The sequence below is a fragment of the Bradyrhizobium sp. USDA 4510 genome (assembly GCF_054059095.1).
The window spans coordinates 4,331,412-4,354,197 of sequence record NZ_JBSSBT010000001.1; the positions used below are offsets into that span (position 1 = coordinate 4,331,412).

Below are 22,786 nucleotides of genomic sequence, written 5' to 3' on the forward strand. Positions count from 1 at the left end.
GGCGATTGCCCGGCTCCCGGTCCTACATCTGGGCCGAGCGCCGCTTCATGGCACCGATGCCGAGGAATGAGCCATTGATCGACAGATACTGGCTGGTGAATTCGAACGTATCGAAGCTCGGCGCCTCGAACTGCTTCAGCGCCTTCCAGAGCAGCGTGGTATCCGGACAGGCTTGGGAATGGATGTCATGATGCACGATGATGCGGGCGTGGGAACGCACCAGCAGATGATCCTGTAGCGCACCGCGCAGGCTGTGATCGCCATCGATAAAGACGAAGTCCGGCTTCAGCCGGTCGACATGCGCACCGACCAGCGGCGAGGTCGAAAAATCCTGGATGTAGATCGGCTCGATAGCGGCCTGCTGCTGCAGCAGATCGAAATAGGTCGAGATAAAGGGCGTCGGCGCGATCGGATCGAGTGCAATCACGGTCTTGAGGTCGGCGCCGCTGTTCCTGAGCCACTCCGTAACCAGGACGAACATGCCGCCCCAGCGGCAGCCGATTTCCATGTACGAGGAAACGCCGGACGAATTGCGCGCAAGCCAGGCGAGGTATGGCGCAAGCTGGTTCGGGTATTGCCAAAGGTGGAGGCCCTTGCCGAAGTTCGGCGCCAGCTCCGGCGGCTGCTCATGAAGCAGTTCGTCATTGAGCCCCAGCGCCGGGATGAATTCGCGTTCGAGGAAGTCCACGTCTGTACGCTGAGCCGGATTCAACCCGGCGATCGCATTGATCGCGTCACCGACGGTGACAGCGAGATCGGCGAAACGCTGGTATCGGTCGGCTTGATATCGGTCGGCTTGGGCTAGCTGGGCGTTGAGCATCGGCGCAATCAGATCGGTGGGCTGACGAGGACACAAAGAGGCCGCAGGTCGTCGCGCCCCCGATGATTGAACGGATGGGACGTCCGTCTCGGGCGCGAAATCTTGCATTCGGTCGCGAATGGTCCGCCTTCCCCACCGCATGCGTAAGCCGCTTCGGCATGGCGCGCCCGGCGTGCAGCCGGCATTCCCTTCAGCCGCTCGGAATCTTCCGCCGCACCGCCTCCACGCCGGCATCGGTCACGTTGTATCTGCGCCCCATCTCCGGGACGATCCAGCCCTTCTCGATCATTCCGGCAATGGTGCTCGGGCCGACGCCCGCGGGAAACGGACGGCGGTTGCGGATCGCGTCGATCGCGACCCGCTCGAGATGGGTGGCGACATGCGAGGGGCGCGCGCGAAACGCCTTTGCCATGATCAGGACCGACAGGACCTCGGCGCGCCGGCGCACGGCCGAAGCGCTGCGGGTCAGTTCGTTACTGATCTCGAGAGCGTTCTTGCCGGCCCTGGCGAGCTCTCTGAGCTTGTCGTCCTCGTCAGGGCTCCAGCGCCGCACGATCCCCATCTGCCCCTCACCGCCTGGATACCCATCTCAAACCGATGCATACGCAGGCGGCGCTGATTTGCCATGTGACTTTCGGCACCTCTTGATGCGACGTCGGGGCTGTCGCCATCAGGACGGCCGATCGCGGGTGTCGCACGATGCAGCACAAAGAGCATGATCCGATTGAATCGGATCATGCTCTCAATCCCCTTGCTTGATGGCGTTTTGGTTGCGCGAACCGGTATTCACTTCGCGCTGGAACGCTTCAGTGCTTGCTGGGTTCAAGCGCGATGAGCACGCCGGTCGGCTCGGGCTCGTGCGGCCGAAGCGAGGTCAGCTCCGGATCGCTCCACTCGGCGAGACTGACGACTTCGCCGGTCTGCCCCGGCATGTCGGAGGTCTGGGCCGGTTCAAGCACCTTGAGCCCGCTGGTGTCGACGAAGAATGTGTGCTCACCGAACACGCTGTTCAGTTGCGCCACGGCCGGGTGATCGTCCGGAAGCACCTGGGCATTCAGTTGCGTCATGGTCTGCTTGACTTGCGTGGAATTGAGTTTCATCCGCTGCTCCTTCTCGTTGGTTCCGGCCGCGATGGTTTCCTTGACAAGTTTCCTTGGCTGGTTCCTCCCCGCCCGCACCCCACATCGGGGGCTTCAAGGTCTCGAACCAATCAGGCAACGAAACGTTCCGCACGCGCGACGCATTGACCGCCTGCGCAGCGGTTCCCCGCGCATCAGATGTGAAGTGCGACCCTGAAGTCACGCCCATCGCTACGAGACGGGAGGCTTCTTCCTTGCGAGTCCTTCCAGATGCACGCGGCGTGCGGCGGATTTGCGCGCGCGCTCCCTGGTGCGGCAGGCCCGGCAGCGCACCGCCTTGGTGAACACGTCGCCCTTGGCGGTCTCGTACCACCATTTCTGCTGCAACGGCGTCCAGACCTCGGCAACACCGCAGTCCTTGCAGACGAAGGGCTCGGGTCGATAGGTTCCGCGCAGCACGAAGTCGGGGGTCGAATAGCTGTTCGAGGGCGCAAGCCGCGTCGTATCGACGGCAACCTCGTCGCGCGCCAGCGCAATCTTGTAGTCGCGAAGCCGTTGCCGTTCAGCGGCGCGTCGGGTCTGCATGCGGAGCCATTCCTCGGCCTTGCGCCGCCTGGCTTCGATCTCTCCGTTCGTCTGCTTGCTGCGTTTCACGGCGGCACATCCGTCTGGGTCGAATGCGTTCGGCGCATCGACGAAGCAAATACCGGGCAGCACGACCTCGTCGATGATGACGTCATTGATGCGCTGCCGTTCTGCCGCCGGCTTGTCATAATTGCCGCAACATTGCGCGACGACAAGGTCGCGTGCGGGGAACACGTAGAGGCGCTGACGGCCGTCCGAGGCGGATGACCTCGGGATGCCCCTCAGGCCGCGCCTATGCCGGCCCCTGCTCCGCCGGCCGCATGCGGATCAGCGCGTCGAGCACGAGGACAAGAACCGGGCGCTGCTCGTCGTTGACCAGCTCCGTCTTGAAGATCACGACAGCGTCGCGCCGCTCCGGCCTGATGGTGATCTTCTGGATCTGGGATTGGCCGGTGAGCGTGGCGCCGGGCCGAACCGGGCTCGGCAGGCGGATCTCGAAGCTCCGCCCGACGATCCCCGCCACCTTGGTCCAGATCGCCTCCACTACGAGCCGCTGATAGATCGCAATGGTGTTGAAACCGCTTGCGATCAGTCCGCCGAACGGGCCTGCCGCAGCCGCGACGGGATCGGCATGGATTGGCACCGGATCATATTTGCCGGCGAACTCCAGGATCTCGGCCTCGCCGATCGTGTAGCTGCCAAGCTTGAACGTCTGGCCCTCGGTGAGATCTTCCGCATACAGCATCGCGCGCCTCCATCTGTCGCGCGACGATAGACGAATGGTGCGGGCTTTCCATTACCCCGGACGTCATGAACTTCGCGCGCGATACGCGAGCGATACCCACCGCTCGCATATCGCCGCAGGTATCCCGCGCTATTGCAGCCGCGCCGCCCTCGCCTTTGCCGCCTTCAGCGTGTTCTCCATCAGGCAGGCGATCGTCATCGGGCCGACGCCGCGCGGCACCGGCGTGATGGCGCCGGCGACCTGCACCGCCTCGTCGAACGAGACGTCGCCGCACACCGCATAGCCGCCGTCCGGCCTCTCGACGCGCGTGGTGCCGACGTCGATGACGATGGCCTGGGGCTTGATCCAGTCGCCGCGCACGAGGCCGGCCTTGCCCACCGCACTCACCAGGATTTCGGCCTCGCGGCAGATCCTGCTGATGCCGCGGGTGTGGATATGGGTCTGCGTCACGGTCGCGTGCTCCTGCAGCAGCAACGCGGCCATCGGCTTGCCGACGATGTTGGAGCTGCCGATCACCACGGCATGGGCGCCGGTGAGGTCTGATCGGACCGACTTGATCAGCCGGAGACAGCCGAGCGGCGTGCACGGCACCAGCGCGTCATCGCCATGAAACAGCCGGCCGGCGTTCAGGGCGTGCAGGCCGTCGACATCCTTGGCGGGATCGACCGCCGCCATCACGCGCAAGGCGTCGATATGCGCCGGCAACGGCAGCTGCACCAGGATGCCGTCGATATCGTCGCGCGCATTGAGCGCCTCTACTCCGGCAAGCAGATCGGACTCGCTGGCATCATCCGGCAGGCGTGCGACCTCGCCGCGCAGGCCGAGCCGCTCGGCCATCCTGACCTTGCTCTGCACATAGATCTGGCTCGCCGGGTCGCAGCCGACCAGCACGACCGCAAGCCCCGGCGCGCGGGGCAGCCGGTCGAGTTCGCCAGCAATCTTGTCGATGACAATTTGGGCATGTGCATGCCCATCGAGAATGTTCGCCGTCATGGCACCTCCGTTTCGAAGCGGTGCCCAGGCGCGCGGCGTTCAGTCTCTGCGCTCCCCGATGGTGGTCCATCCAAGCGCCAGTCGCGCAGATGGCGTGGTCATAGCCGCCCCGCCGGGCAAAGGCAATTCACGCTCTCCCGCGGGTCGAACGGCGACGAATTGCCCTCACTTTTGCCGGTGGATCGGTGCCGGGCGGGTCACCTCTGGGGGTAGGATTCGGGCAAGACTTGCGTTAAGTCTCGGCGCTTGCCGGGCTTTTCCGATCCCCGGCGCCATCCTTCCGGTCATCACGCCATTTCGGACATTTTCGACATGAGACATATCATCCTCGCGCTGGCGCTCTTCTGCCCGGCTGCCGCGCTTGCCCAAGGCACCACGCCGGCCCCCGCCGACGCAGACAAGCCGGCGGCGGCGACCTCGCAGCCGATGGTCGGCGACAAGCCGCTGGTCCAGGTCGGCAAGAAGTCGGCCGCCAAGAAGGGCGAGAAGCCTGCCGCGCCCGGCAAGCCTCAATCGGTCGCTCAGAAGCTTCAGGCCTGTCAGGACATCGACGACGCCACCAAGGAGCGACTGATCTGCTACGACGAGATTTTCAAGCCGCAGCCGAAGCCGAAGGCTGCCCCGGCCAAGGGCGTCAACGATTGCCGCTTCGTGAAGGAAGAGGACGAGCGGCTGACCTGCTACAACGGCTTCGCGGACAAGATTCCGCGCCTGCCGCGCTAAAGGTAGCGAGCGCCGCTCGGACGCCGTCCCGGATCCGGCCACCCGCCTGATCGCGGACATGAAAAAGCCGCCGCAAGTGTTTGCGGCGGCGGATTGATTGCCGGCTGCGGCAGCCCTTTCTTACCAGGTGCCGAAGCCGCCGAAGAAGCCCATGCGCTGCTGCTGCGCGACGCGGTAGGGCTGATACATGCCGGGCTGTGCCAGCCGCATCGGCGGCTGGGGATGGGCATGGTAGCGCGCGACCTTGCGCTTCTTCGGCGCCTGAGGCTGGGCCTGCGCCGGTTGTTCAGCCGATTTTGCCTCAGCCGCGACCTTCTGCGCATCAGCCTTCTCCGGCGGAATGAACTGGGCGAACGTATTGCGGACGCGGGCTTGCGCCGACGCATCGCCCGTAGCCGACGGGATGGCCGCGGCGACCGCGTTGACCTGCGCCGGAACAATGGTCGGCAAATTGGTGTCGTACACCACCCGCTCGGGCAATTTCTGGGTCGACTTGATGCGCACCATGGTCTTGTCGACGCCCGGCGACGACAGTCCCTGGTTCTGGCCGGCGACCACGGCCTCCTGCGGCACGATGGCATTGACGACGAAGAGCAGCGCGAGCAGCACTCCACCAACGAACAGGAAATAACGCGCCACAGGCATTTTGGTAGCTCCCCCCGCGCAGCAGGGCGCGGTTCATCTCGGCGCGACGACATCAGTCATCGCGCGGGCGATTTCATCGTCTGCGCATGATCACCCGGACGCTGTCCGCGCTCCCGGGTCGTTCGCTAACGGCTGGTTTATTAGTTAGTTCCTGTCCGGCCGTTACGGTTCACCCGACAAGTCAATTCGCGGTCACTTTTTCGAGATGCCGGGAATTAGAGGCGGCTCGCCGTCACGACCGAACATTTCGCCTTGTTTGCGTTCACGTTGACGAACCCGACCAACATTTGCGAGTAAGTCTTGCGGCTCTTCATGGCGATGGTGTCGGAGATCAGCCGCTTGCGCTCGGTCAGCGGCCGACCGTCCCGGCGGATGAAGGCGCAGGCGATCTCGATATCCTTGACGGCGAAATCATTGGCATTGCGCAGCGTCAGGGTGACCAGCGCCTTCGAACCCAGCCCGCCGCGCCGCCACGATTGCGAGGCGATCCGCAGCTTATCCAGCGGCGACCTTTCAGCGCCGGGCCCGGACGGCTTGGCCTCCTCTGCCCCCTGTGGAGCGATGGCCACACCGACGGTGGTCGGCTCGTCCGCCGGTGCGGCAAGCGCATCCCTCGCGGTCTGATTTGTGATTTGGGCTGGTTGCTCGCCGGTCGGGGCATTCTGCGCGGTGCGGATCATGGAGGACACCGGCCAGACATCCTGGTCCCCGGCGTCGCTCGGCTCGGGAAGCATGAACCATGCGGCGATCCCGGCGAGCGCAATCAGCGGCAGCAGCAGGCTGGCGTAGAAGCCCCCTTCACCGAGACGTCCGGCGGCCAACCTCCGAAACGACGCCAAGCCGATCCGCATCGTCGTGCCCTCACCCTGGCAGCCTGATCGGGCCGCCCCCACACAGAGAGGAAGCCGCACCGCGCGGCTTCCGGGACGGCCGCAGGTCGAGCGGCCACGCAAAAACAATCGCTGACGGCCGCAATGGTTTCATTCCGGGACGACAATCTTGGGCAGGCATAACGAGGGATGGTATCCCAGCGAACCGCTCGCTAGATTTGTGCCGCCCGAGAGCGAGTGCCGCGCACCGAACAGCGGCACGACAACAACAAGGAGATCGCAATGCCTGTCGTCACCTGGGACCACGTCCACCTGCGCAGTCCCGATCCCGAGGCCACCGCGACCTGGCTGCGCGACATTCTCGGCGGCGAGATCATCCGCGGCCCCGGCCGCATCGACGTCCAGCTCGGCGGCGCCAGGGTGTTCATTGCGGAGGTGACCCAGGGCGACGGCGTCAACGCCGCGCCGGTGACGCCCTATCAGGGGCTCGATCATTTCGGGCTCACGGTGAAGGACATCGACGCGGTCGCGGCCGAGATCAAGGCCAAGGGCGTCGAATTCACCAAGGAGCCGACCACGATCCGTCCCGGCGTGCGGATCTGCTTCATCCGTGGCCCGCAGGGCATCTCGATCGAACTGCTCGAGCGCGACCAGAAATACGTCTGAGCCACGCGTGCGGCGCTAAGTCATGCTGCCGGGCATGAAGCAGCGGATCGTCACGCCCATGTAGCTGGGAATCGGCCAGACCATGGCGCGACCGACCCGGTTGGGCTCGGTGACCACGGCCTCGTCGGGGACATCGATCCACGCCCCGTCGAGGCGCACACGATAGTGCCCGTCCTTGGATTCCCAGTCGACATCGCTGACCGCTGTGCCGTCGGCATCCGAACAGCACGGCCCTTTGCCGCTGCGCAGGCCGTCGAACCACTCCTTCAGCGGCGAATTGGCGTAGCGGCCGTCGGGATCGCGCGCCTGCGCGATTCGCATGGCCGCGACCAACACCAGCGTTATCAGCACGAGGGATGCGATCATGTGGCCCGCATAACGGGCCGAAGTTCCATTGAGCCTGCGAGGGCGTGCCCAATGGCCGCCGGATTCAATCCAGTCAGACATGTGTTTGCTCCAGCACTCACCGGCCAGTGCAACCAGAGCTATGCATTTCGCGGGCCACTTTGATTCGCGCGTACGGTCCGCTGTCATTGCGCCGTCACACTGCCTGGCAGGAACCGAGGGTCACCCGAACGCGGGACACCCGGGAATCAACCTGCCGCATTGCACGAGGTTGCTCGCTTTGGCATAAAAAACCAACTGGCTTGCCGTGGGCGTGGCGGCCAGCAATCGGGACGTCATGAAGAACGGACTTTACTCAATTCACGTCACCCTGCTGGACGGTCGCGTCGGCAAGGGCAGCGGCGTCATTCTCTTCCGCGACGGCCAGATACTGGGCGGCGACGCCTATCTTTACTACACCGGCAGCTACACGGTGAAGGGCGATGCCTTCAAGGGCGAAATCCTTGTGCAACGCCACACGACGCCGCGCGACACCGACAACCCGCTGTTCGGCGGGCCCGCGCCCGTCGGCATCGGCGTCTCCGGCACCTTCACCGACACCCGCGGCACCATGAGCGGGACCGCGCTGGTCGGCAAGGCGAGCCTGATCTTCGGCGCCACGCTGCACAAGCTCGCGGATATCAATTAGCGGTTTGAAACCATTAGACCCGTCATCCCCGCGCAAAGGCTTCGCCTTTGTCGCTGGAGGCGCGAGCACAGCGAGCCTCTGAGGATCGACGGCCACGAGCCGGGCCGTGCATCCTTCGAGACGCGGCTTCGCCGCTCCTCAGGATGACGGATCGAGAGCAAACGCGTGGTTGGCCACTACGCTTCGCGCTATTCCGCGGCCTGCTCCAGCGGCGCGACGCGCGGCAGGATCATCTGGATGCGTGTGCCGTTGCCCGGTGCGGAATCCAGCGAGAGCCGGCCGCCGAGCCGCGTGGTGACGATGCTGTAGACGATGTGCAGGCCGAGCCCGGTGCCGCCCTGATCGCGCCGCGTCGTGAAGAACGGATCGAAGGCGCGGCGGCGCACGTCGAGGCTCATGCCGCAGCCATTGTCGGCGAAGATCACCTCGACATTGTCGCCGCCGGCGGCGTGGACCTGGATCTCGACCTCGCCGGCCTTGCCGTCCGGGAACGCATGCGCGACCGCGTTGAGGAACAGATTGGTCAGCACCTGGCCATACGGTCCCGGATAGGAATTCATGATCAGGTTCGGCTCACAATCGACATTGAGCGTCAGATTGTGCTTGCGCAGGCCGGGCCTCAGACTCATCACCACCTGCTCGGTGAGATCGCCGAGGTCGAAGGTGCGCTGGTCCGAATAGTTGCGGTCGGCGGCGACCTGCTTGAACGACTGGATCAGCTCCGCGGCGCGGTTGAGATTGGCGACGAGTTGCGAGGAGGCATCGCGCGCCGTGTTCAGGAAATCGTTGAGGCTGGAGCGGCGCAGGTCGCCGCGCTCGACCTGGGTGGCGAAATTCGCGGTCTTGCGCTCCAGCGCGGACGCCACCGTCAGGCTGATGCCGACGGGATTGTTGACCTCATGGGCGACGCCGGCCACCAGGCGGCCGAGCGCGGCGAGCTTTTCGGCCTCGATCAGCGAATTCTGGGTTTCCCGCAGATTGCGCAACGCGGCCTCCGCGGAATCCCTCGCCTTGCGCATCTCCTGCTCGGAGCGCTTGCGCTCGCCGATGTCGAGCGCGACCGTGACGATGTTCTCGATCTCGCCTTGCGCGTCGAGGATCGGCAGCTTGTTGACCAGCCATTGCCGCATGTTGCCGGCGACGTCCTTGTACTCCTCTTCATAGAAGCCGAGCTCGCGCCGCGCCGACAGAACGCGCTTGTCGTTCTCATCGGTCTTCGCCGCGCCATAGCGCGACATCAGCTCGCCGGTGGTCTGGCCGATCGCGTCCTGCGGCTCGATGCCGAAGATTCCCGCCATGTAGCGGTTCATCAGCACGTAGCGCAGGTCGCGGTCCTTGACGTTGATGACGGCGGGCACGGTATCGATGACCATCTGCAACAGCCGACGGCCTTCGGCGATCGCGTCTTCGGCGCGCTTCTGGTCGGTGATGTCGCGCACCGTGCCCTCGTAGCGGATCACTTCGCCCTCGTCGTTGCGGACGACGGTCGCCGAATCGGACAGCCACAGCACGGTGCCGTCGCTCGCGCGCACCTGGTACTCGTAGTCGCGCACCGTGCCGTCGCGCTGCATCAGCTGCTGGTACTGCTCGCGCGCCGCCGGATCCACATAGACGGTAGTGGCGATGTCGTCGATGCCCTTGATCAGGTCCTGCGGCGTGGCATAGCCCATCATCCGCGCCAGCGCCGGATTGGCGTTGAGCAGCGCGCCGCCCGGCGTCGTGACGTAGATGCCCTCGACCGACGCTTCGAACAGCTTGTGGTAGCTCTCCTCGGCGAGCCGCTGCTCGGCGAGCGCGCGCAGGGCAGCCTCGCGCGCGCTGTCGGCGTCGACCAGGGTCTGGCGGAACACTTCGGCGGCGCGTGCGATGTCGCCGATCTCGTTGTCGAGGTCGGCGCCGGGAATGAACGCGCTCTTCTCGCCGCCGGCGACCTTGCGGATCGAGCCCGCGATCCTGGCGAGCGGGCGGACGGTGCGGCGAACCACCAACACCGACGCGAACAGGCCGATCAGCACACCCGCCGTGCCGAGCACGATGCTCTGCCATTTTGCTTCGGCCAGCGTCCGGGCAAAATCGCGCGACAGCACGTGGCCGCGGCGAGAGCTGAGCTCGCGGAGCAGCTCGGTGACCTTCTGGATCAACCGGCCTTCGGCGCCGAGCACCTCCTTGTCGATGTCGGCGATCTGGCCCTCGCGCACCGAGACCGCGATGATCGCCTCGGCATAATTATCGACGGCGCCGCGCAGCGCGGGATCGGAGATGGTCATCGCCCGCATGCTCTGCGCGGCCTGCTCGGCAGCGGACGTGTTGTGCGCCAGCAATGCGGTGGCAATCCGGCTCTGGGATTGCGACAGCGCATTGGCCAGCGCCGCATCGTTGCTCGCGGCGACCGCCTTGTCGAAGGCGTCGCGCAGCGGCGGCAGCCCGGCGACCAGCTCGGCGCGGCGGCTGAGCAGCGCCGAGATGCGCTCGATGCCGTTGCGATAGGTCGCCAGCCGTTGGGTGACGCCGTCGATCATGTCCTGCTGCTCGGGCGCCAGCTTGATGCGGGTCTTTTTCAGGATCTCGCTCAGCGACTGGGCCGCCTCCGCGACCTGGACCGACTGGCTGCCCGGCTCGGTGACGAAATCGCGCGCCGCGAGCCGCAGCTCGTTCATGCGGCGGTCGATATCCTCGGCGATGTCGCCGACACTCTGCAGCCGCTGCAGCTCGGCGAAGGTGGTATCGATGTGGCGGATCGCGATCACGCTGGCGGTGGATGTGATGATGATCACAGCCAGGACCAGCAGGAAGCTGCCGAACGTGAGCTGGCCAATGGAGAGGGAGAACGCACGCGGCGCTTGCGAATTCGGCGGCAATTCAGCGGTCATGTCATCAAGGCCGGGGTCCAATGCGCCCTAATATACGGGAAATTACGGGCTTTGGGGAAACATGCTGCACGGCCCAACCCGCGGGCGGTGTGACCGGCGTCACCCCGGGCGGGTGCCGGTGGCCGATTCCGGCACAGGGCGGCGCGGCTCAGTCCGGCGGGATGCCGGCCTCCTTGACCACCCTGGCCCAGAGCGCAACGTCCGCCTTGATGATATCGGCGAACTGCCTCAGCGGCGCGCTACGGGCGTCGCAACCGGCGACATCCAGCTTCTTGCGCACCTCAGCGGAGGCCAGCGCCGTCTCCAGCGCGGCGCTGATGCGTTCGACCACCGGCTGCGGAGTGCCGGCCGGCACCACGAAGCCGAACCATGGCGTCACCTGCGCTTCGGCAAAGCCCTGCTCGGCCATGGTCGGCACGTCGGGGAAATACTTCGAGCGGCCGTCGCTGATCGTCCCGATGATCCGGATGCTGCCGGACTGCACCTGGGCCAGCGCCTGGTTGGCCGACAGGAAGCTCGAGGTGATCAGGCCGCTCGCGATATCGGGCACCATCTGCGGATAGCCGCGATAGCCGATCGCGGTGACGTCGATGCCGGCGAGCCGCTTGAACAGCTCGAAGCCGAGATGGCCGGTCGAGCCCTTGCCGGGATGGCTGTAGTTCAGCGTGCCCGGCTTGGCCTTGGCCAGCGCGACATAGTCGGCGACGGTCTTCACCGGCAGCGAGGTCGGCACGATGAAGAAGTTCGGGGCGAGACAGATCTGCCCGACCGGCACGAAGTCCCTGACCGGATCCCAGCGCAGCTGCGTGTTCAGTGCCGGGCTTGCGGTGAAGAAGGTCGTCACCAATAGCCATGTGTAGCCGTCGGGAGCGGCGCGTGCGACCTCCTCGGCCGCGATCGAGCCATTGGCGCCGGATTTAGCCTCGACGACGATCGTCCCCTTCCACTGCTCCTGCATGTCCTGCGCCATGATGCGCGCGAACACGTCGGCCACGCTGCCCGGTGCGTAGGGAATGACGATGCGGATCGGCCGGTTCGGGAAGTCCTGCGCGCGCACCGTGCCGGCCATCGCCAGCAACGCCATGCACGCACCGGCAATGAGGCTGATCCGCCGCAACATCGTCCCGTTTCCCGCCCTGCGATCTCGTTGCGGGCAGCATGCAGGCATTGGCCGGCGGCAGCAAGGCGTCGGTTTCAGCGGGCGAAACTTCAGGCGGTGGCGATCTTGCGCCCAGGAATCGTCATCGCGGCGATGACGTCAGGCCGTGGCGATCCTTCGCGCGGGAATCGTCATCGCGGCGATGACGTCAGGCTGTGGCGATCCTTCGTGCAGGAATCGTCATCGCGGCGACGCCGATCACAACGCAGGCGAGGCCGATCCACGCCGTCGGGCTCAGCCGTTCGCCCAGCACCGTGACGCTGAGCGCCACCCCGATCGGCACCCGCAAGTAAGCTTGCGCGGTGGTGCCGACCGAGCCGAGGGTCTGGATCAGGTGGAAGTAGATCACGAACGCGATCGCGGTCGAGAACACGGCAAGCGCCAGCAATGCGGTGAGCGATGTCGTCGACGGCGAAAGCGTCCAGGGCCGCTCGACGACAAGGCTGAGCGGAACGAGGATCGCGGCGCCCGCGAGCAGCGAACCCGCTGCCGGCGCCATCGGATCGAGCTCCTTGAAGCCGCGGCTGAAGATCGCGGCACAGGCGTAGCAGATGGTGGCGGCGACGATCGCGACCTCGGCCACGATCCCCTGCCCGAGATCGCGGAACGCATCGACGCCGACGATCAGGCAGATGCCGGCCATGCCTGATATCACCCCGAACAGCTTGCGCGGGCTCGCCCCCTCATGGCGGGTGATCGCGGCGGTGAACAGGAAGGTGAAGATCGGCGAGGCCGAATTGAGGATGGTGGCGAGCCCGGCATCGACGAAGCGCTCGCCCCAGGCGATCAGCGTCCACGGGATCACGCTGTTGAGGCAGGCCTGAAAGATGAAGCGGCGCCAGGTCGCGCGATCGGCCGGCATCGATACGCCGCGCATCCGCATGATGACGAGCAGCAGCAGCCCCGCGATCGTGGTGCGCGCCGCGATCAGCGTGATCGGCGGGATGGTCGCGACACCAAGCTTGATGAAGGTATAGGAGCCGCCCCACAGGGTGGCGAGCGCGAGCAGCAAGGCGAGCTCGAAGGCCATGCTCGGCTGTCGTGGGGCGGTGGTCATTGGCGGGATCCCGTCTCGATGGTTGAGACGGAAGCTACATCGCTGCGAGGTGATGATATTTCGATATAAGCCGAAATGTGGAGAAGCGACTCTCCTTCCCCGTCGTCCCGGCGAAGGCCGGGACCCATTACCACAGGGTTGTGTTGTTGGAAAAAGCTGCAGCCTCGGCGTCGCGCAGCAATGCAGTTCGGTGGTTATGGGTCCCGGCCTTCGCCGGGACGACATAGCGCTGCCTGTGAGTCACGCACTCGACGTCTCTCAGGACGACGGACCTACCCCAGCGCCCCGACGTCGAACACCTCGCCATCGTAGCCCGCTTCCTTGGGGATGCGGAGCTGGCGGCCGGTGGCGGTCTTGGTCATCACGGGCATTACGGCGACAATCGACTTGCCCTTGCTGTCGGCGAGCGCGGCGCCGACGTTCGGCTGCTTGCCGAGCCTGATCAAATTGCGCGTGGTCGGGAACGGCAGCTTGAAGCGGCCGGTCTCGCCGCCCTCCAGCGCCTCGCGCGTCGACACCCAGATCGAGTCGGTCGATTCCTTGCCGTCATGGGCGCCGAGCTGCTCGGGCGGCGCGGCGGCCAGGAAGAACCAGGTGTCGAAGCGCTTCGGCATGCCCTCCGGCGTGATCCAGTGCGCATACGGCACGAGCTCATCGAGCGCGAGCACCATGCCGTTGTCGGTCAGCACCTTGAGGAAGCTGATCTTGCCTTCGTTCAGCGGCGCGCGATGCGCGGTCGCGATCTCGTTCGCGCGCTTCGCATCGACCAGGTCCTTCGACCCCTGCGGCCGCGCCAGCAGGATGCCGCTCTCCTCGAAGGTCTCGCGGATCGCCGCGATGCGGAAGCCGAGCGCGTCGCCGTCGAGCCCTTCGCCGCCGGAATAGAGCGCGGGATCGGCGGCGATCTCCTTGTCGTTCTTGTCGACGCTGCCGCCCGGAAACACCAGCGCACCCGAGTTGAACTCGATCTGGTGATGGCGGACCATCATGAAGACTTCGATTTCGCCCGATGAGCTGCCGTCACGCAGCAGCAGCACGGTCGACGCAAGGCGCGGGGCAACGATCTCGGTCATGATTAGCCTGCTGCACTGGATTGCGGTTGCAGATTGGCGCGACGGTCGACGCGCGCCACACGGGACAAGAGATAGTCGACCTCCGCCCTTGCCTGCTGCGTGATGACGGCTCCGGGCTTGCGCTGCGCGCTGGAGGAGATGATGCCGCGCTTCTGCAGCACGTATTTGCGCACGGTCAGACCGACGCCGGGCTGCTGCTCGTAGCGGATCAGCGGCAGATGCGCGTCGAACAGATCATGCGCGGCATCACGCTTGCCGGCCTTGGACAGGTTGACGACATCGATCAGCAGCTCGGGGAAGGCATAGCCAGTCATCGCACCGTCGGCGCCGCGCTCCATCTCGAAATCGAGGAAAAGGCCGCCATTGCCGACCAGGATCGACAGCGGCCGCAGCGAGCGGTCCTTCTGGAAGTTGCGCAAGGTCGAAATCTTCTCCAGGCCCGGCCAGTCCTCGTGCTTGAGCATCACGCAGGACGGCGAATCCATCACGATCTTGCGGATCACGGCCGGCGTGAACACGACGGTCAGCGTCAGCGGATAGTCCTGCAGCACCCAGGGTATATCGTCGCCGATCGCTTCCTGCGCCTGCTTGAAATAGCCGATGATCTGGTCGTCGGTACGCAGATGCGGCGGCGGCGCGATCATGACGCCGGCGGCGCCCGCATCCATCGACTTCTTCGCCAGCGAGCGCATCGTGGCAAAGCCCGGCGCCGAGACACCGACGATGACCTGGAGCCTCTTGGCGCGCTTGACGAAGCGCAGCGCGACCTGCTCGGCCTCCGCGGCGTCGAGCTTCGGCGCCTCGCCCAGGATGCCGAGCACGGTGACGCCGTCGCAGCCGACATCGGTATAGAAATCGGTCAGCCGGTCGATCGATGCCTCGTCGATGCGGCCGTCGTCGTGGAACGGGGTCGGCGCGATCGCAAAGGTTCCGGCGGCCTGGGCGGTGAGTTTGGTCATGGGTGCCTCGTCTGTTTCGCCCTCTATACAGCGTCATTTCCCGATGCGCCATTGCGCATCGGGAAGCCGTCCCGCGGTCGCGGGTGCCAATCCTTACTTGAACCGCCGCGCCGACTTCTTGATCTCCTCCTCGGAGAAGAAGATCTCCTTGGCGTGGGTGACGATGTCCTCCGCCTTCCATCCCGTGAACGGCGGCGTCCAGCCCTCCATTTCCATCATCCGCATTTCGCGGACGCCGCGCGGGCCGGAGACGCCAAGCACCTTGCCGGTCTGGTCGCCCGACAGATCGCTGACCATGTAGAGCACGGCCGGCGCGATGCCATCGGGCCCGAGCGCCGCACCCGGGTTCTCTTTGTAACGCGGCAGGTCCGCGGTCATGCGGGTCAGCGCGCCCGGCGCCAGGGTCCAGATCCGGATGTTGTACTTGCGGCCCTCGATCGCTAGCACGTTGGAGAGGCCCCAGATGCCGCCCTTGGCGGCGCCGTAATTGGTCTGGCCGAAATTGCCGATCAGGCCCGAGGTCGAGGACGTGTTGACGATGACGCCGCCGCCATTGTCACGCATCCATTTGAACACCGGCTGGGTGCAGCAGAAGGTGCCTTTCAGATGCACCTTCATCACCTTGTCCCAGTTCGCTTCCTTGGCCTTGTGGAAGGTCTCGTCGAGCAGGATGCCGGCATTGTTGACCAGGATGTCGGCGCGGCCGAAATGCTTGATGGCGTCGTCGAACACCGACTGGCCGCCGGCCAAGGTCGAGATGTCGGCGCCGTTGGCGACGGCGCGGCCGCCCTCGGCCTTGATCGCGTCGACCACCTTGTCGGCCATCGACTTGTCGGAGCCCGAGCCGTCGCGCGGGCCGCCGAGATCGTTGACCACCACGGCCGCGCCCTCGCGCGCAAACAGCTTCGCATAGGCTTCACCAAGCCCGCCGCCGGCGCCCGTGATCAGCGCCACCTTGCCGTCGAGTAATCCCATGGTTGTTTCTCCGTGTTGTTCTTTCTTCTTCACCTCTCCCCGCAGGCGGGGAGAGGTCGGATCGCCCTTGCGATCCGGGTGAGGGGTACAGGTCTGTCCGCAAGACCACCGTTGCGGAGAAAGCCCCTCACCCCACCCTCTCCCCGCAAGAGCGGGGCGAGGGAGTCGACGGCCGTCGAGCGTTGCTACGCCAGCACCGTCTTGCCGCTCTTGATCACGGTGACGCCGCGCGACTTCACCTTGGCCTCGAACGACACCACATTGCCGTCCTTCCACAGCTCCATGGTCACGGTCTCACCGGGGAACACCGGCGAGGAGAACCGCGCCACGTGCTGCTTGAAGGCGGACGGATCGTAGTCGGCATAGGTCTGCAGCACGCCGCGGCAGGTGATGCCGTAGGTGCACATGCCGTGCAGGATCGGCCGCGGGAAGCCGGCCTTCCTGGCGAACTCCGGATCGGAGTGCAGCGGGTTGCGGTCGCCGCACAGCCGATAGACCAGCGCCTGGTCGGGCCGCGTCGTGATGTCGACCACCTTGTCCGGCGCGCGCTCCGGCACCTTGTGCGGCTCGGGCTGGCCGTCGGACGGGCCGCCGAAGCCGCCATCGCCGCGGGCGAAGCGCGAGGCGACCAGCGTGGCGAGCTTGTCGCCCTTCTCGTCCTTCAGCACGGTCTGGTGGCGGATCACCGCGCCCTTGTCCTTGCCCTTGTCGAACACGTCGAGCACGGTCGAGTCGGCCGTGATGTGCGCGGCGGTCGCGAACGGCTTGTGGAAGGTGATGTCGCGCTCGCCGTCGACCACCATGACGCGGTTAAGATTCATCTCGCCGGGACCGGCGCCCCAGGCCGCGACCGAGGCAAACGTCGGCACCACCTTGAGCGGGCGCGGCGTCAGCACGCCCTCATTGACGAAAGCGAGCTCCTTCTCGTCCATCGGATCGGCACCCAGGCCGATGCCATAGGCATAGAGCATCACGTCGCGGTCGGCGTAGCTGTATTTCTGGCCGAGATTCTTCAGGGCCATCAGCTGTTCGTACACGATCGGCATCGTTGTTTTCTCCCCGAATGTATTCTTAACGGCACGGTGCCCATTACTGCGCCCTCTCCCCTTGTGGGAGAGGGCAGCACCGGCAGTCGTCTCAAACTCGTTTCGGTGAGGGGTTCGCGCCACAGAGAGATTCTCTACGCGGAGAGAGACCCCTCACCCGCCTTCGCTTTCAGCGAAGGCACCCTCTCCCACAAGGGGAGAGGGTAAAATCAGGCCGGCGTGAAGAACGGCAGCGGGGCGCCGTCGGTCGGCTTCCACACCACCTTCACCTTCTGGCCGATCTTCACCTTCTCCAGATCGCAATCGACGATGTTGGTCTGCAGCGACGGACCTTCCTTCAGCGTCACATAGGCGATCGCATAGGGACCGGTCGGCGACTTCCGCATCAGGCTGTAGGTGTAGACCGTGGCCTCGCCGCTCGACTCTTCCCACACCGTCTTGTCCGAGAAGCAGAACGGGCAGATCGCGCGCGGGAAGTAGTGCGCCTCGCCGCAGGTGTTACAGCGCTTGATCATGAACTTGCCCGCCTTCGCCGCCTCCCAGAACGGCGCGGTCTCCGGGTTGGTCACCGGGGCATTGTACTTCTTCGCTTCAGACATCACGCACGCTCCAGAATGCAGGTTGAGGCGGCGTGGCGAACGCCGAGCAGACCGCCGGTGCCGTGGGCGATCGCGAGGTCGCAGTTCTTCACCTGCACCTTCGGATGCGCCTCGCCGCGCAACTGGCGCACAGCCTCGAGGATTTTCGTCATACCGCCGCGATTGACGGGATGGTTACTGCACAGACCGCCGCCGTCGGTGTTGAACGGCAGCTTGCCGACGCCCGAGATCAGATTGCCGTCGGCGACGAACTTGCCGCCCTCGCCCTTCTTGCAGAAGCCGAGGTCCTCTAGCTGCATCAGCACCGTGATGGTGAAGCTGTCATAGATCGAGGCGTATTTGATGTCCTTCGGCGTCACGCCCGCTTCCTCGAAGGCACGCGGACCGGACCACACGCCGGCGGAGTAGGTCAGATCGAGATCCTTGCCGCCGCGCGGGCCCTTCATCGCCTCGCCATGGCCGATCAGGCGCACCAGCGGCTTCTTCAGGCTCTTGGCGATCTCGGGCGTCGTGACGATCATCGCGCCGCCGCCGTCGGTGACGACGCAGCAATCCATCCGATGCAGCGGATCGGAGATCATCGGCGAGTTCAGCACGTCCTCGACGGTGACGACCTCTTTCAGCATCGCATGCGGATTGTATTGCGCATGATGCGAGGCCGCGACCTTGATCCAGGCGAGCTGCTCGGAGGTGGTGCCGTAGTCGTGCATATGACGCATGGCACACATGCCATAGGCATTGTGCGTGGTAGCCCCGTAGGCGGATTCGAAATCGGCCTCGGCGCCCGAGGCGCGCGGCGGCATCGGGCCGGTGCGCGGTTTGCCCGCCAGCGTGACCAGCCCGACCGAGCATTTGCCCGCGGCGATCGCCTCGGCGGCGTGGCCGAGATGGATCAGATAGGAACAGCCACCGGTCTCGGTGGAGTCGACATGACGCAGCTTCTTGGTGTTGAGGCCGAGATAATCGACCATCGGCCACAGCCCGCCCGGCGCGTCGCCGGCGCAGAAATAGCCGTCGATGTCGTCCTTCGTGAGCCCGGCGTCCTCGATCGCGCCCTTGGCGACCTCGGCGTGCAGCTGTGCTGTTGATTTATCGGGTGCGTGCCGGGTGGGATGTTCGTAGATCCCGGCAATGTAGGCCTTGCCCTTGATGGTCAAATCGCTCTCCGCTGGCGTTTCTTCGCTCGAGCGTTTTTCTGAACCGACGACGCGACCTTGGCAAGCGCGGAAATATTCCGTCAGGCGAGACTGCGCGTAGGCACGGTACGCGCTGCCAAAACACCAGGTGTCGTCCCGGCGAAAGCCGGGACCCATAACCACAGGATTGTTGGTGAGAGTGAGCCGTGGCCCCAGCGTCGCGCTACGACAAAGTGCGGTGGTTATGGGTCCCGGCTTTCGCCGGGACGACACCGCGTGTGTGGCTACACTACTCCGCCGCCATCTGCCGCGGCGCGGACGGCGGGTTGGCGAGGTCGGCGGCGAGTTGCGCGTAGCGAACCTTCGCTTCCTTGATCGCCTTGTCCTTCACCGGACCGTAGCCGCGGATGCGATCGGGCAGCGCCAGCAATTCGACCGCAATGTCGTGGTTGAGCGGCGACAGCAGGCCGAGCACCGTCGCGACATCCTTCTCGTAGCCCGCGATCAGATCGCGCTCCAGCTTGCGGTCGGCGTTGTAGCCGAAGATGTCGAGCGGCGTGCCGCGCAGAAAGCGGAATCTCGCCAGCACCCTGAAGGCCGACATCATCCACGAACCGAAGGCGCGCTTTTTCGGCCGGCCCTGCGCGTCGAGCCCGCCGCCGAGGATCGGCGGCGCCAGATTGAAGTTGAACTTGAACTCGCCCTCAAACTGATCGCGCAGCTGCTTCTCGAAACGGCCGTCGGTGAACAGCCGCGCCACCTCATACTCGTCCTTGTAGGCGAGCAGCTTTGCGTAGTTGATCGCGACCGCGCGCGGCAGCGCCTCGCCATAGCCGCCCTTGGTGGCGGCGTCGCGCACCTGGTCGACCAGCTTGCGATAGCGCTTTGCCAGACGTGCATTCTGGTAGTCGGTCAGGAACGCCATGCGATGGGTGATGATCTCGTCCAGCGACATCGCATCCAGCGATTTCGGTGGCGCGATTTCGTCGTCGCCCTTCATCATGCCGCTCAGCCGTGCCGGATCGGCGGCGGCCAGGCGCCCGAGCTGGAACGCCTGGGTGTTCATCTTGATCGAGACGCCGTTGACTTCGATCGCCTGCAGAATCGCCTCCGCCGACAGCGGCAGCAACCCGCGCTGATAGGCAAAGCCCATCATCATGATGTTGGTGGCGATGGAGTCACCGAGCAGCGCTTCGGCCGGCTTGGTGAAGTCGAAGAACGCGGAGTCCTTGCGCAGCTCGGTCTCCAGCACGCTGTTGACCTTGCGGCTCTGGAAGTTGAAGTCGCGGTTCAGGATAAAGTCCGCGGTCGGGATCACGTGGCTGTTGATGATGCCGACGGTGCGGCTCGCATCGCACAGCGTGATGGTGTCCTTCGACGCCGCCACGACCTCGTCGGCCGCAAGCACCAGATCGGCCGTTCCGGTCACGATGCGCGAGCAGGTCACGTCGGCGGTGTGCTCGGAGAGCCGGACGTGGCTCAGCACCGCGCCGCCCTTTTGCGCGAGACCTGACATGTCGAGGATCATCGAGGCCTTGCCCTCGATATGGGCGGCCATGCCGAGCAGCGCGCCGATCGTCAGCACGCCGGTGCCGCCGACGCCGCCGACCGCGATGTTGTAGGGCCGGTCGAGCGCGGGCTTGGAGGCCGGCTCCGGCAGATTATCGATGCTGCCGAGCTCGGGCGGCGCGCGCCGCCTGAGCTTGCCGCCGTCGACCGTGACGAAGGACGGGCAAAAGCCCTTCACGCAGGAATAATCCTTGTTGCAGGTCGACTGGTTGATGGTGCGCTTGCGCCCGAGCTCCGTCTCCAGCGGCTCGACCGAGATGCAGTTCGACTGCACCGAGCAGTCGCCGCAGCCTTCGCAGACCGCGGGATTGATCAGCACGCGGCGCTGCGGATCCTCCATCAGGCCGCGCTTGCGGCGACGGCGCTTTTCGGCGGCGCAGGTCTGCACGAACACGATCGCCGACGTGCCCTTGGTGTCGCGGCACATCTTCTGGACGTTCTCGAGCTCGTCGCGGTGATACAGCTTGACGCCGGGCGCGATCGTATCGGCCGGATAGGCGTCCGGATTCTCCGAGACCAGATAGATCTCGCGGATGCCTTCGGCATGGAGCTGGAAGGTGATCTGCTGCGGCGAGAGATCGCCGTCGTGGCGCTGGCCGCCGGTCATGGCGACCGCGTCGTTGTAGAGGATCTTGTAGGTGATGTTGGCCTTGGAAGCGATCGACTGGCGGATCGCGAGAATGCCGGAGTGGAAATAGGTGCCGTCGCCGAGATTGGCGAAGATGTGGTTCTCGTTGGTGAACGGCGCGATGCCGACCCACGGCACGCCCTCGCCGCCCATATGGGTGAAGGTCTCGGTTGACCGGTTCATCCACAGTGCCATGAAGTGGCAGCCGATGCCTGCCAGCGCGCGGCTGCCTTCCGGCACCTTGGTCGAGGTGTTGTGCGGGCAGCCCGAGCAGAAATACGGCGTGCGGCTGACAGGCGCGGTCGCCTGCATCTGCGTCGACTGACGGCCGTTGAACCAGTCGGCCTTGGCGCGCAGCATCTCGGCGATTTCAGGATTGAGATTAAGTCGAAGCAGCCGTTCGGTGAGCGAGCTCGCAAGCGAGGCCACGCTGAGCTCGGCGGCGAAGGTCAGGAAGCGCTTGTCGTGATCGTCCATCTTGCCGACGATGCGCGGACGCACATCGTCGCGCCAGTTGAACAGCTCCTGCTTGACCTGGTTCTCGACGATCTCGCGGCGCTCCTCGACAATGAAGATCTCCTCGAGGCCGACGGCGAAGTTGCGCACGCCTTCCGGCTCCAGCGGCCAGGGCATGCCGATCTTGTAGAGGCGGATGCCGATCTTGGCGGCGATCTCGGGCGTGATGCCGAGCTCGCGCAACGCCTGGCGGATGTCCTCGTAGCTCTTGCCCGAGGCCATGATGCCGTAGCGCGCGTTCGGCGAATCCATCGTGATGCGGTTGACCTTGTTGGCGCGGGCGAAGGCGATCGCGGCAAAGCCCTTGTAGTCCTGCAACCGGCGGTCCTGCTCGAAGCGGTCGTCGGGCCAGCGGATGTTGAGGCCGCCCGGCGGCAATTCGAAATCGGTCGGAATGATGAACGGCGTCATCTCGTCGGTGAGGTCGATCTCGGCGGTCGTCTCGACCGTCTCGGTGATCACCTTCATGCCGACCCAGCAGCCAGAGTAGCGCGACATCGCGATACCCAGGAGGCCCATCTCGATCATTTCGTGGATGCTGGAGGGGTAGAGGTAGGGCATCAGCGCGGAGATGAAGGCGTGGTCGGACTGATGCGGGACGGTGGAGGATTTCGCGCCATGGTCGTCGCCGGCAAGGCAGAGTACGCCGCCATGCTTGGCGGAGCCGGCCGCATTGCCGTGGCGGAACACGTCGCCGCAGCGGTCGACGCCGGGGCCCTTGCCGTACCAAATGCCGACCGCGCCATCATATTTGGCGCCCGGCGACAGGGCGAGCTGCTGCGAGCCCCAGATCGCGGTGGCCGCGAGGTCCTCGTTCACGCCGGGCTGGAATTTAATGTTGTACTGCTCGAGATGCTTGCGGGCGGCGAACAGCTGCTGGTCGTAGCCGCCGAGGGGGGAACCGCGATAGCCGGAGATGAAGCCTGCCGTGTTGAGGCCCGCGGCGCGGTCGCGCCTGATCTGCGCCATCGGCAGGCGGACCAGCGCCTGGATGCCGGTCATGAAAACGTGGCCGGTGTCCTGGGTGTATTTCTGGTCGAGGCTGATAGGCCCTTGGTTGATTCCCATTTAGCCCTCTTT

At 65.4% G+C, this 22,786-nt stretch carries 22 protein-coding genes and 1 riboswitch; of the genes, 3 read left to right on the plus strand and 19 right to left on the minus strand.

All coding sequences use genetic code 11. The features are described 5' to 3' along the window. Positions 1-22: 22 nt before the first annotated feature. From ACVMDN_RS19950 to ACVMDN_RS19975, 6 genes are all read right to left on the minus strand, one after another. Complete coding sequence (locus tag ACVMDN_RS19950; RefSeq protein ID WP_076831280.1) at positions 23-820, minus strand: class I SAM-dependent methyltransferase; 798 nt, start codon at positions 818-820, stop codon at positions 23-25. A 190-nt stretch (positions 821-1,010) separates the two neighbouring features. Beyond that, complete coding sequence (locus ACVMDN_RS19955; RefSeq protein WP_076831282.1) at positions 1,011-1,382, minus strand: SANT/Myb-like DNA-binding domain-containing protein; 372 nt, start codon at positions 1,380-1,382, stop codon at positions 1,011-1,013. Between the two features lie 244 nt (positions 1,383-1,626). Then, on the minus strand, positions 1,627-1,920 hold the full coding sequence (locus tag ACVMDN_RS19960; RefSeq protein WP_016846480.1) for a hypothetical protein: 294 nt from the start codon (positions 1,918-1,920) through the stop codon (positions 1,627-1,629). Between the two features lie 210 nt (positions 1,921-2,130). Beyond that, complete coding sequence (locus ACVMDN_RS19965; protein ID WP_206601531.1) at positions 2,131-2,718, minus strand: zinc-ribbon domain containing protein; 588 nt, start codon at positions 2,716-2,718, stop codon at positions 2,131-2,133. 58 nt (positions 2,719-2,776) lie between these two features. Then, entirely contained in the window at positions 2,777-3,229 is a 453-nt protein-coding gene (locus tag ACVMDN_RS19970) for a MaoC/PaaZ C-terminal domain-containing protein (protein WP_076831284.1), read from the minus strand. Between the two features lie 129 nt (positions 3,230-3,358). Next, complete coding sequence (locus tag ACVMDN_RS19975) at positions 3,359-4,222, minus strand: bifunctional 5,10-methylenetetrahydrofolate dehydrogenase/5,10-methenyltetrahydrofolate cyclohydrolase (protein WP_076831287.1); 864 nt, start codon at positions 4,220-4,222, stop codon at positions 3,359-3,361. 15 nt (positions 4,223-4,237) lie between these two features. After that, positions 4,238-4,317: riboswitch (ZMP/ZTP riboswitch) on the minus strand. Positions 4,318-4,534: 217 nt separating this feature from the next. Here ACVMDN_RS19975 and ACVMDN_RS19980 point away from each other — a divergent pair. Continuing rightward, positions 4,535-4,945: a hypothetical protein gene (locus ACVMDN_RS19980; RefSeq protein ID WP_028339251.1), complete on the plus strand. Its 411-nt coding sequence runs from the start codon at positions 4,535-4,537 to the stop codon at positions 4,943-4,945. Between the two features lie 120 nt (positions 4,946-5,065). Here the strand turns inward: ACVMDN_RS19980 and ACVMDN_RS19985 are convergent, their stop codons facing one another. Further along, a complete protein-coding gene (locus ACVMDN_RS19985) occupies positions 5,066-5,590 on the minus strand; it encodes a hypothetical protein (protein ID WP_253623759.1) in 525 nt (174 codons plus the stop codon). Between the two features lie 215 nt (positions 5,591-5,805). Next, positions 5,806-6,543: a hypothetical protein gene (locus tag ACVMDN_RS19990; RefSeq protein ID WP_200844628.1), complete on the minus strand. Its 738-nt coding sequence runs from the start codon at positions 6,541-6,543 to the stop codon at positions 5,806-5,808. A 159-nt stretch (positions 6,544-6,702) separates the two neighbouring features. On the opposite strand from ACVMDN_RS19990, the gene ACVMDN_RS19995 reads away from it, so the two are divergent. After that, positions 6,703-7,086 carry a VOC family protein gene (locus ACVMDN_RS19995; protein ID WP_057015836.1) on the plus strand — a complete coding sequence of 128 codons (384 nt, stop codon included), beginning with the start codon at positions 6,703-6,705 and terminating at the stop codon, positions 7,084-7,086. Positions 7,087-7,101: 15 nt separating this feature from the next. Here ACVMDN_RS19995 and ACVMDN_RS20000 read toward each other — a convergent pair whose 3' ends face one another. After that, positions 7,102-7,452, minus strand: a complete 351-nt coding sequence (locus ACVMDN_RS20000; RefSeq protein ID WP_141340965.1) for a hypothetical protein — start codon at positions 7,450-7,452, stop codon at positions 7,102-7,104. A gap of 316 nt (positions 7,453-7,768) precedes the next feature. Here ACVMDN_RS20000 and ACVMDN_RS20005 point away from each other — a divergent pair, with 316 nt between their 5' ends. Next, the gene (locus ACVMDN_RS20005; RefSeq protein WP_057015832.1) at positions 7,769-8,119 is read left to right on the plus strand and encodes a GrlR family regulatory protein; all 351 of its coding nucleotides are present in this window, start codon (positions 7,769-7,771) and stop codon (positions 8,117-8,119) included. A 188-nt stretch (positions 8,120-8,307) separates the two neighbouring features. Here the strand turns inward: ACVMDN_RS20005 and ACVMDN_RS20010 are convergent, their stop codons facing one another. The 10 genes from ACVMDN_RS20010 to ACVMDN_RS20055 all read right to left on the minus strand — a co-directional run bounded on the left by ACVMDN_RS20010 (position 8,308) and on the right by ACVMDN_RS20055 (position 22,774). Beyond that, positions 8,308-10,989, minus strand: coding sequence for a PAS domain S-box protein (locus ACVMDN_RS20010; protein WP_076831293.1), 2,682 nt, complete (start codon positions 10,987-10,989; stop codon positions 8,308-8,310). A gap of 148 nt (positions 10,990-11,137) precedes the next feature. Beyond that, complete coding sequence (locus ACVMDN_RS20015; RefSeq protein ID WP_076831296.1) at positions 11,138-12,109, minus strand: Bug family tripartite tricarboxylate transporter substrate binding protein; 972 nt, start codon at positions 12,107-12,109, stop codon at positions 11,138-11,140. A 187-nt stretch (positions 12,110-12,296) separates the two neighbouring features. Next, on the minus strand, positions 12,297-13,205 hold the full coding sequence (locus ACVMDN_RS20020) for a DMT family transporter (protein WP_076831299.1): 909 nt from the start codon (positions 13,203-13,205) through the stop codon (positions 12,297-12,299). Positions 13,206-13,477: 272 nt separating this feature from the next. Beyond that, complete coding sequence (locus ACVMDN_RS20025) at positions 13,478-14,278, minus strand: NUDIX hydrolase (RefSeq protein ID WP_076831301.1); 801 nt, start codon at positions 14,276-14,278, stop codon at positions 13,478-13,480. Positions 14,279-14,280: 2 nt separating this feature from the next. Continuing rightward, positions 14,281-15,237 (minus strand): dihydrodipicolinate synthase family protein, encoded by a 957-nt coding sequence (locus ACVMDN_RS20030; RefSeq protein ID WP_076831304.1) that lies wholly within the window; start codon positions 15,235-15,237, stop codon positions 14,281-14,283. 93 nt (positions 15,238-15,330) lie between these two features. Then, positions 15,331-16,212, minus strand: a complete 882-nt coding sequence (locus ACVMDN_RS20035) for an SDR family oxidoreductase (RefSeq protein WP_076831307.1) — start codon at positions 16,210-16,212, stop codon at positions 15,331-15,333. 185 nt (positions 16,213-16,397) lie between these two features. Then, positions 16,398-17,258 carry a MaoC family dehydratase gene (locus ACVMDN_RS20040; protein ID WP_076831310.1) on the minus strand — a complete coding sequence of 287 codons (861 nt, stop codon included), beginning with the start codon at positions 17,256-17,258 and terminating at the stop codon, positions 16,398-16,400. A gap of 209 nt (positions 17,259-17,467) precedes the next feature. Then, complete coding sequence (locus ACVMDN_RS20045; protein ID WP_076831312.1) at positions 17,468-17,857, minus strand: Zn-ribbon domain-containing OB-fold protein; 390 nt, start codon at positions 17,855-17,857, stop codon at positions 17,468-17,470. After that, a complete protein-coding gene (locus ACVMDN_RS20050; RefSeq protein WP_076831315.1) occupies positions 17,857-19,014 on the minus strand; it encodes a thiolase domain-containing protein in 1,158 nt (385 codons plus the stop codon). The genes ACVMDN_RS20045 and ACVMDN_RS20050 overlap by 1 nt, the downstream gene beginning before the upstream one ends. A 268-nt stretch (positions 19,015-19,282) precedes the next feature. Further along, entirely contained in the window at positions 19,283-22,774 is a 3,492-nt protein-coding gene (locus tag ACVMDN_RS20055; RefSeq protein ID WP_057015968.1) for an indolepyruvate ferredoxin oxidoreductase family protein, read from the minus strand. Between the last annotated feature and the right edge of the window lie 12 nt (positions 22,775-22,786).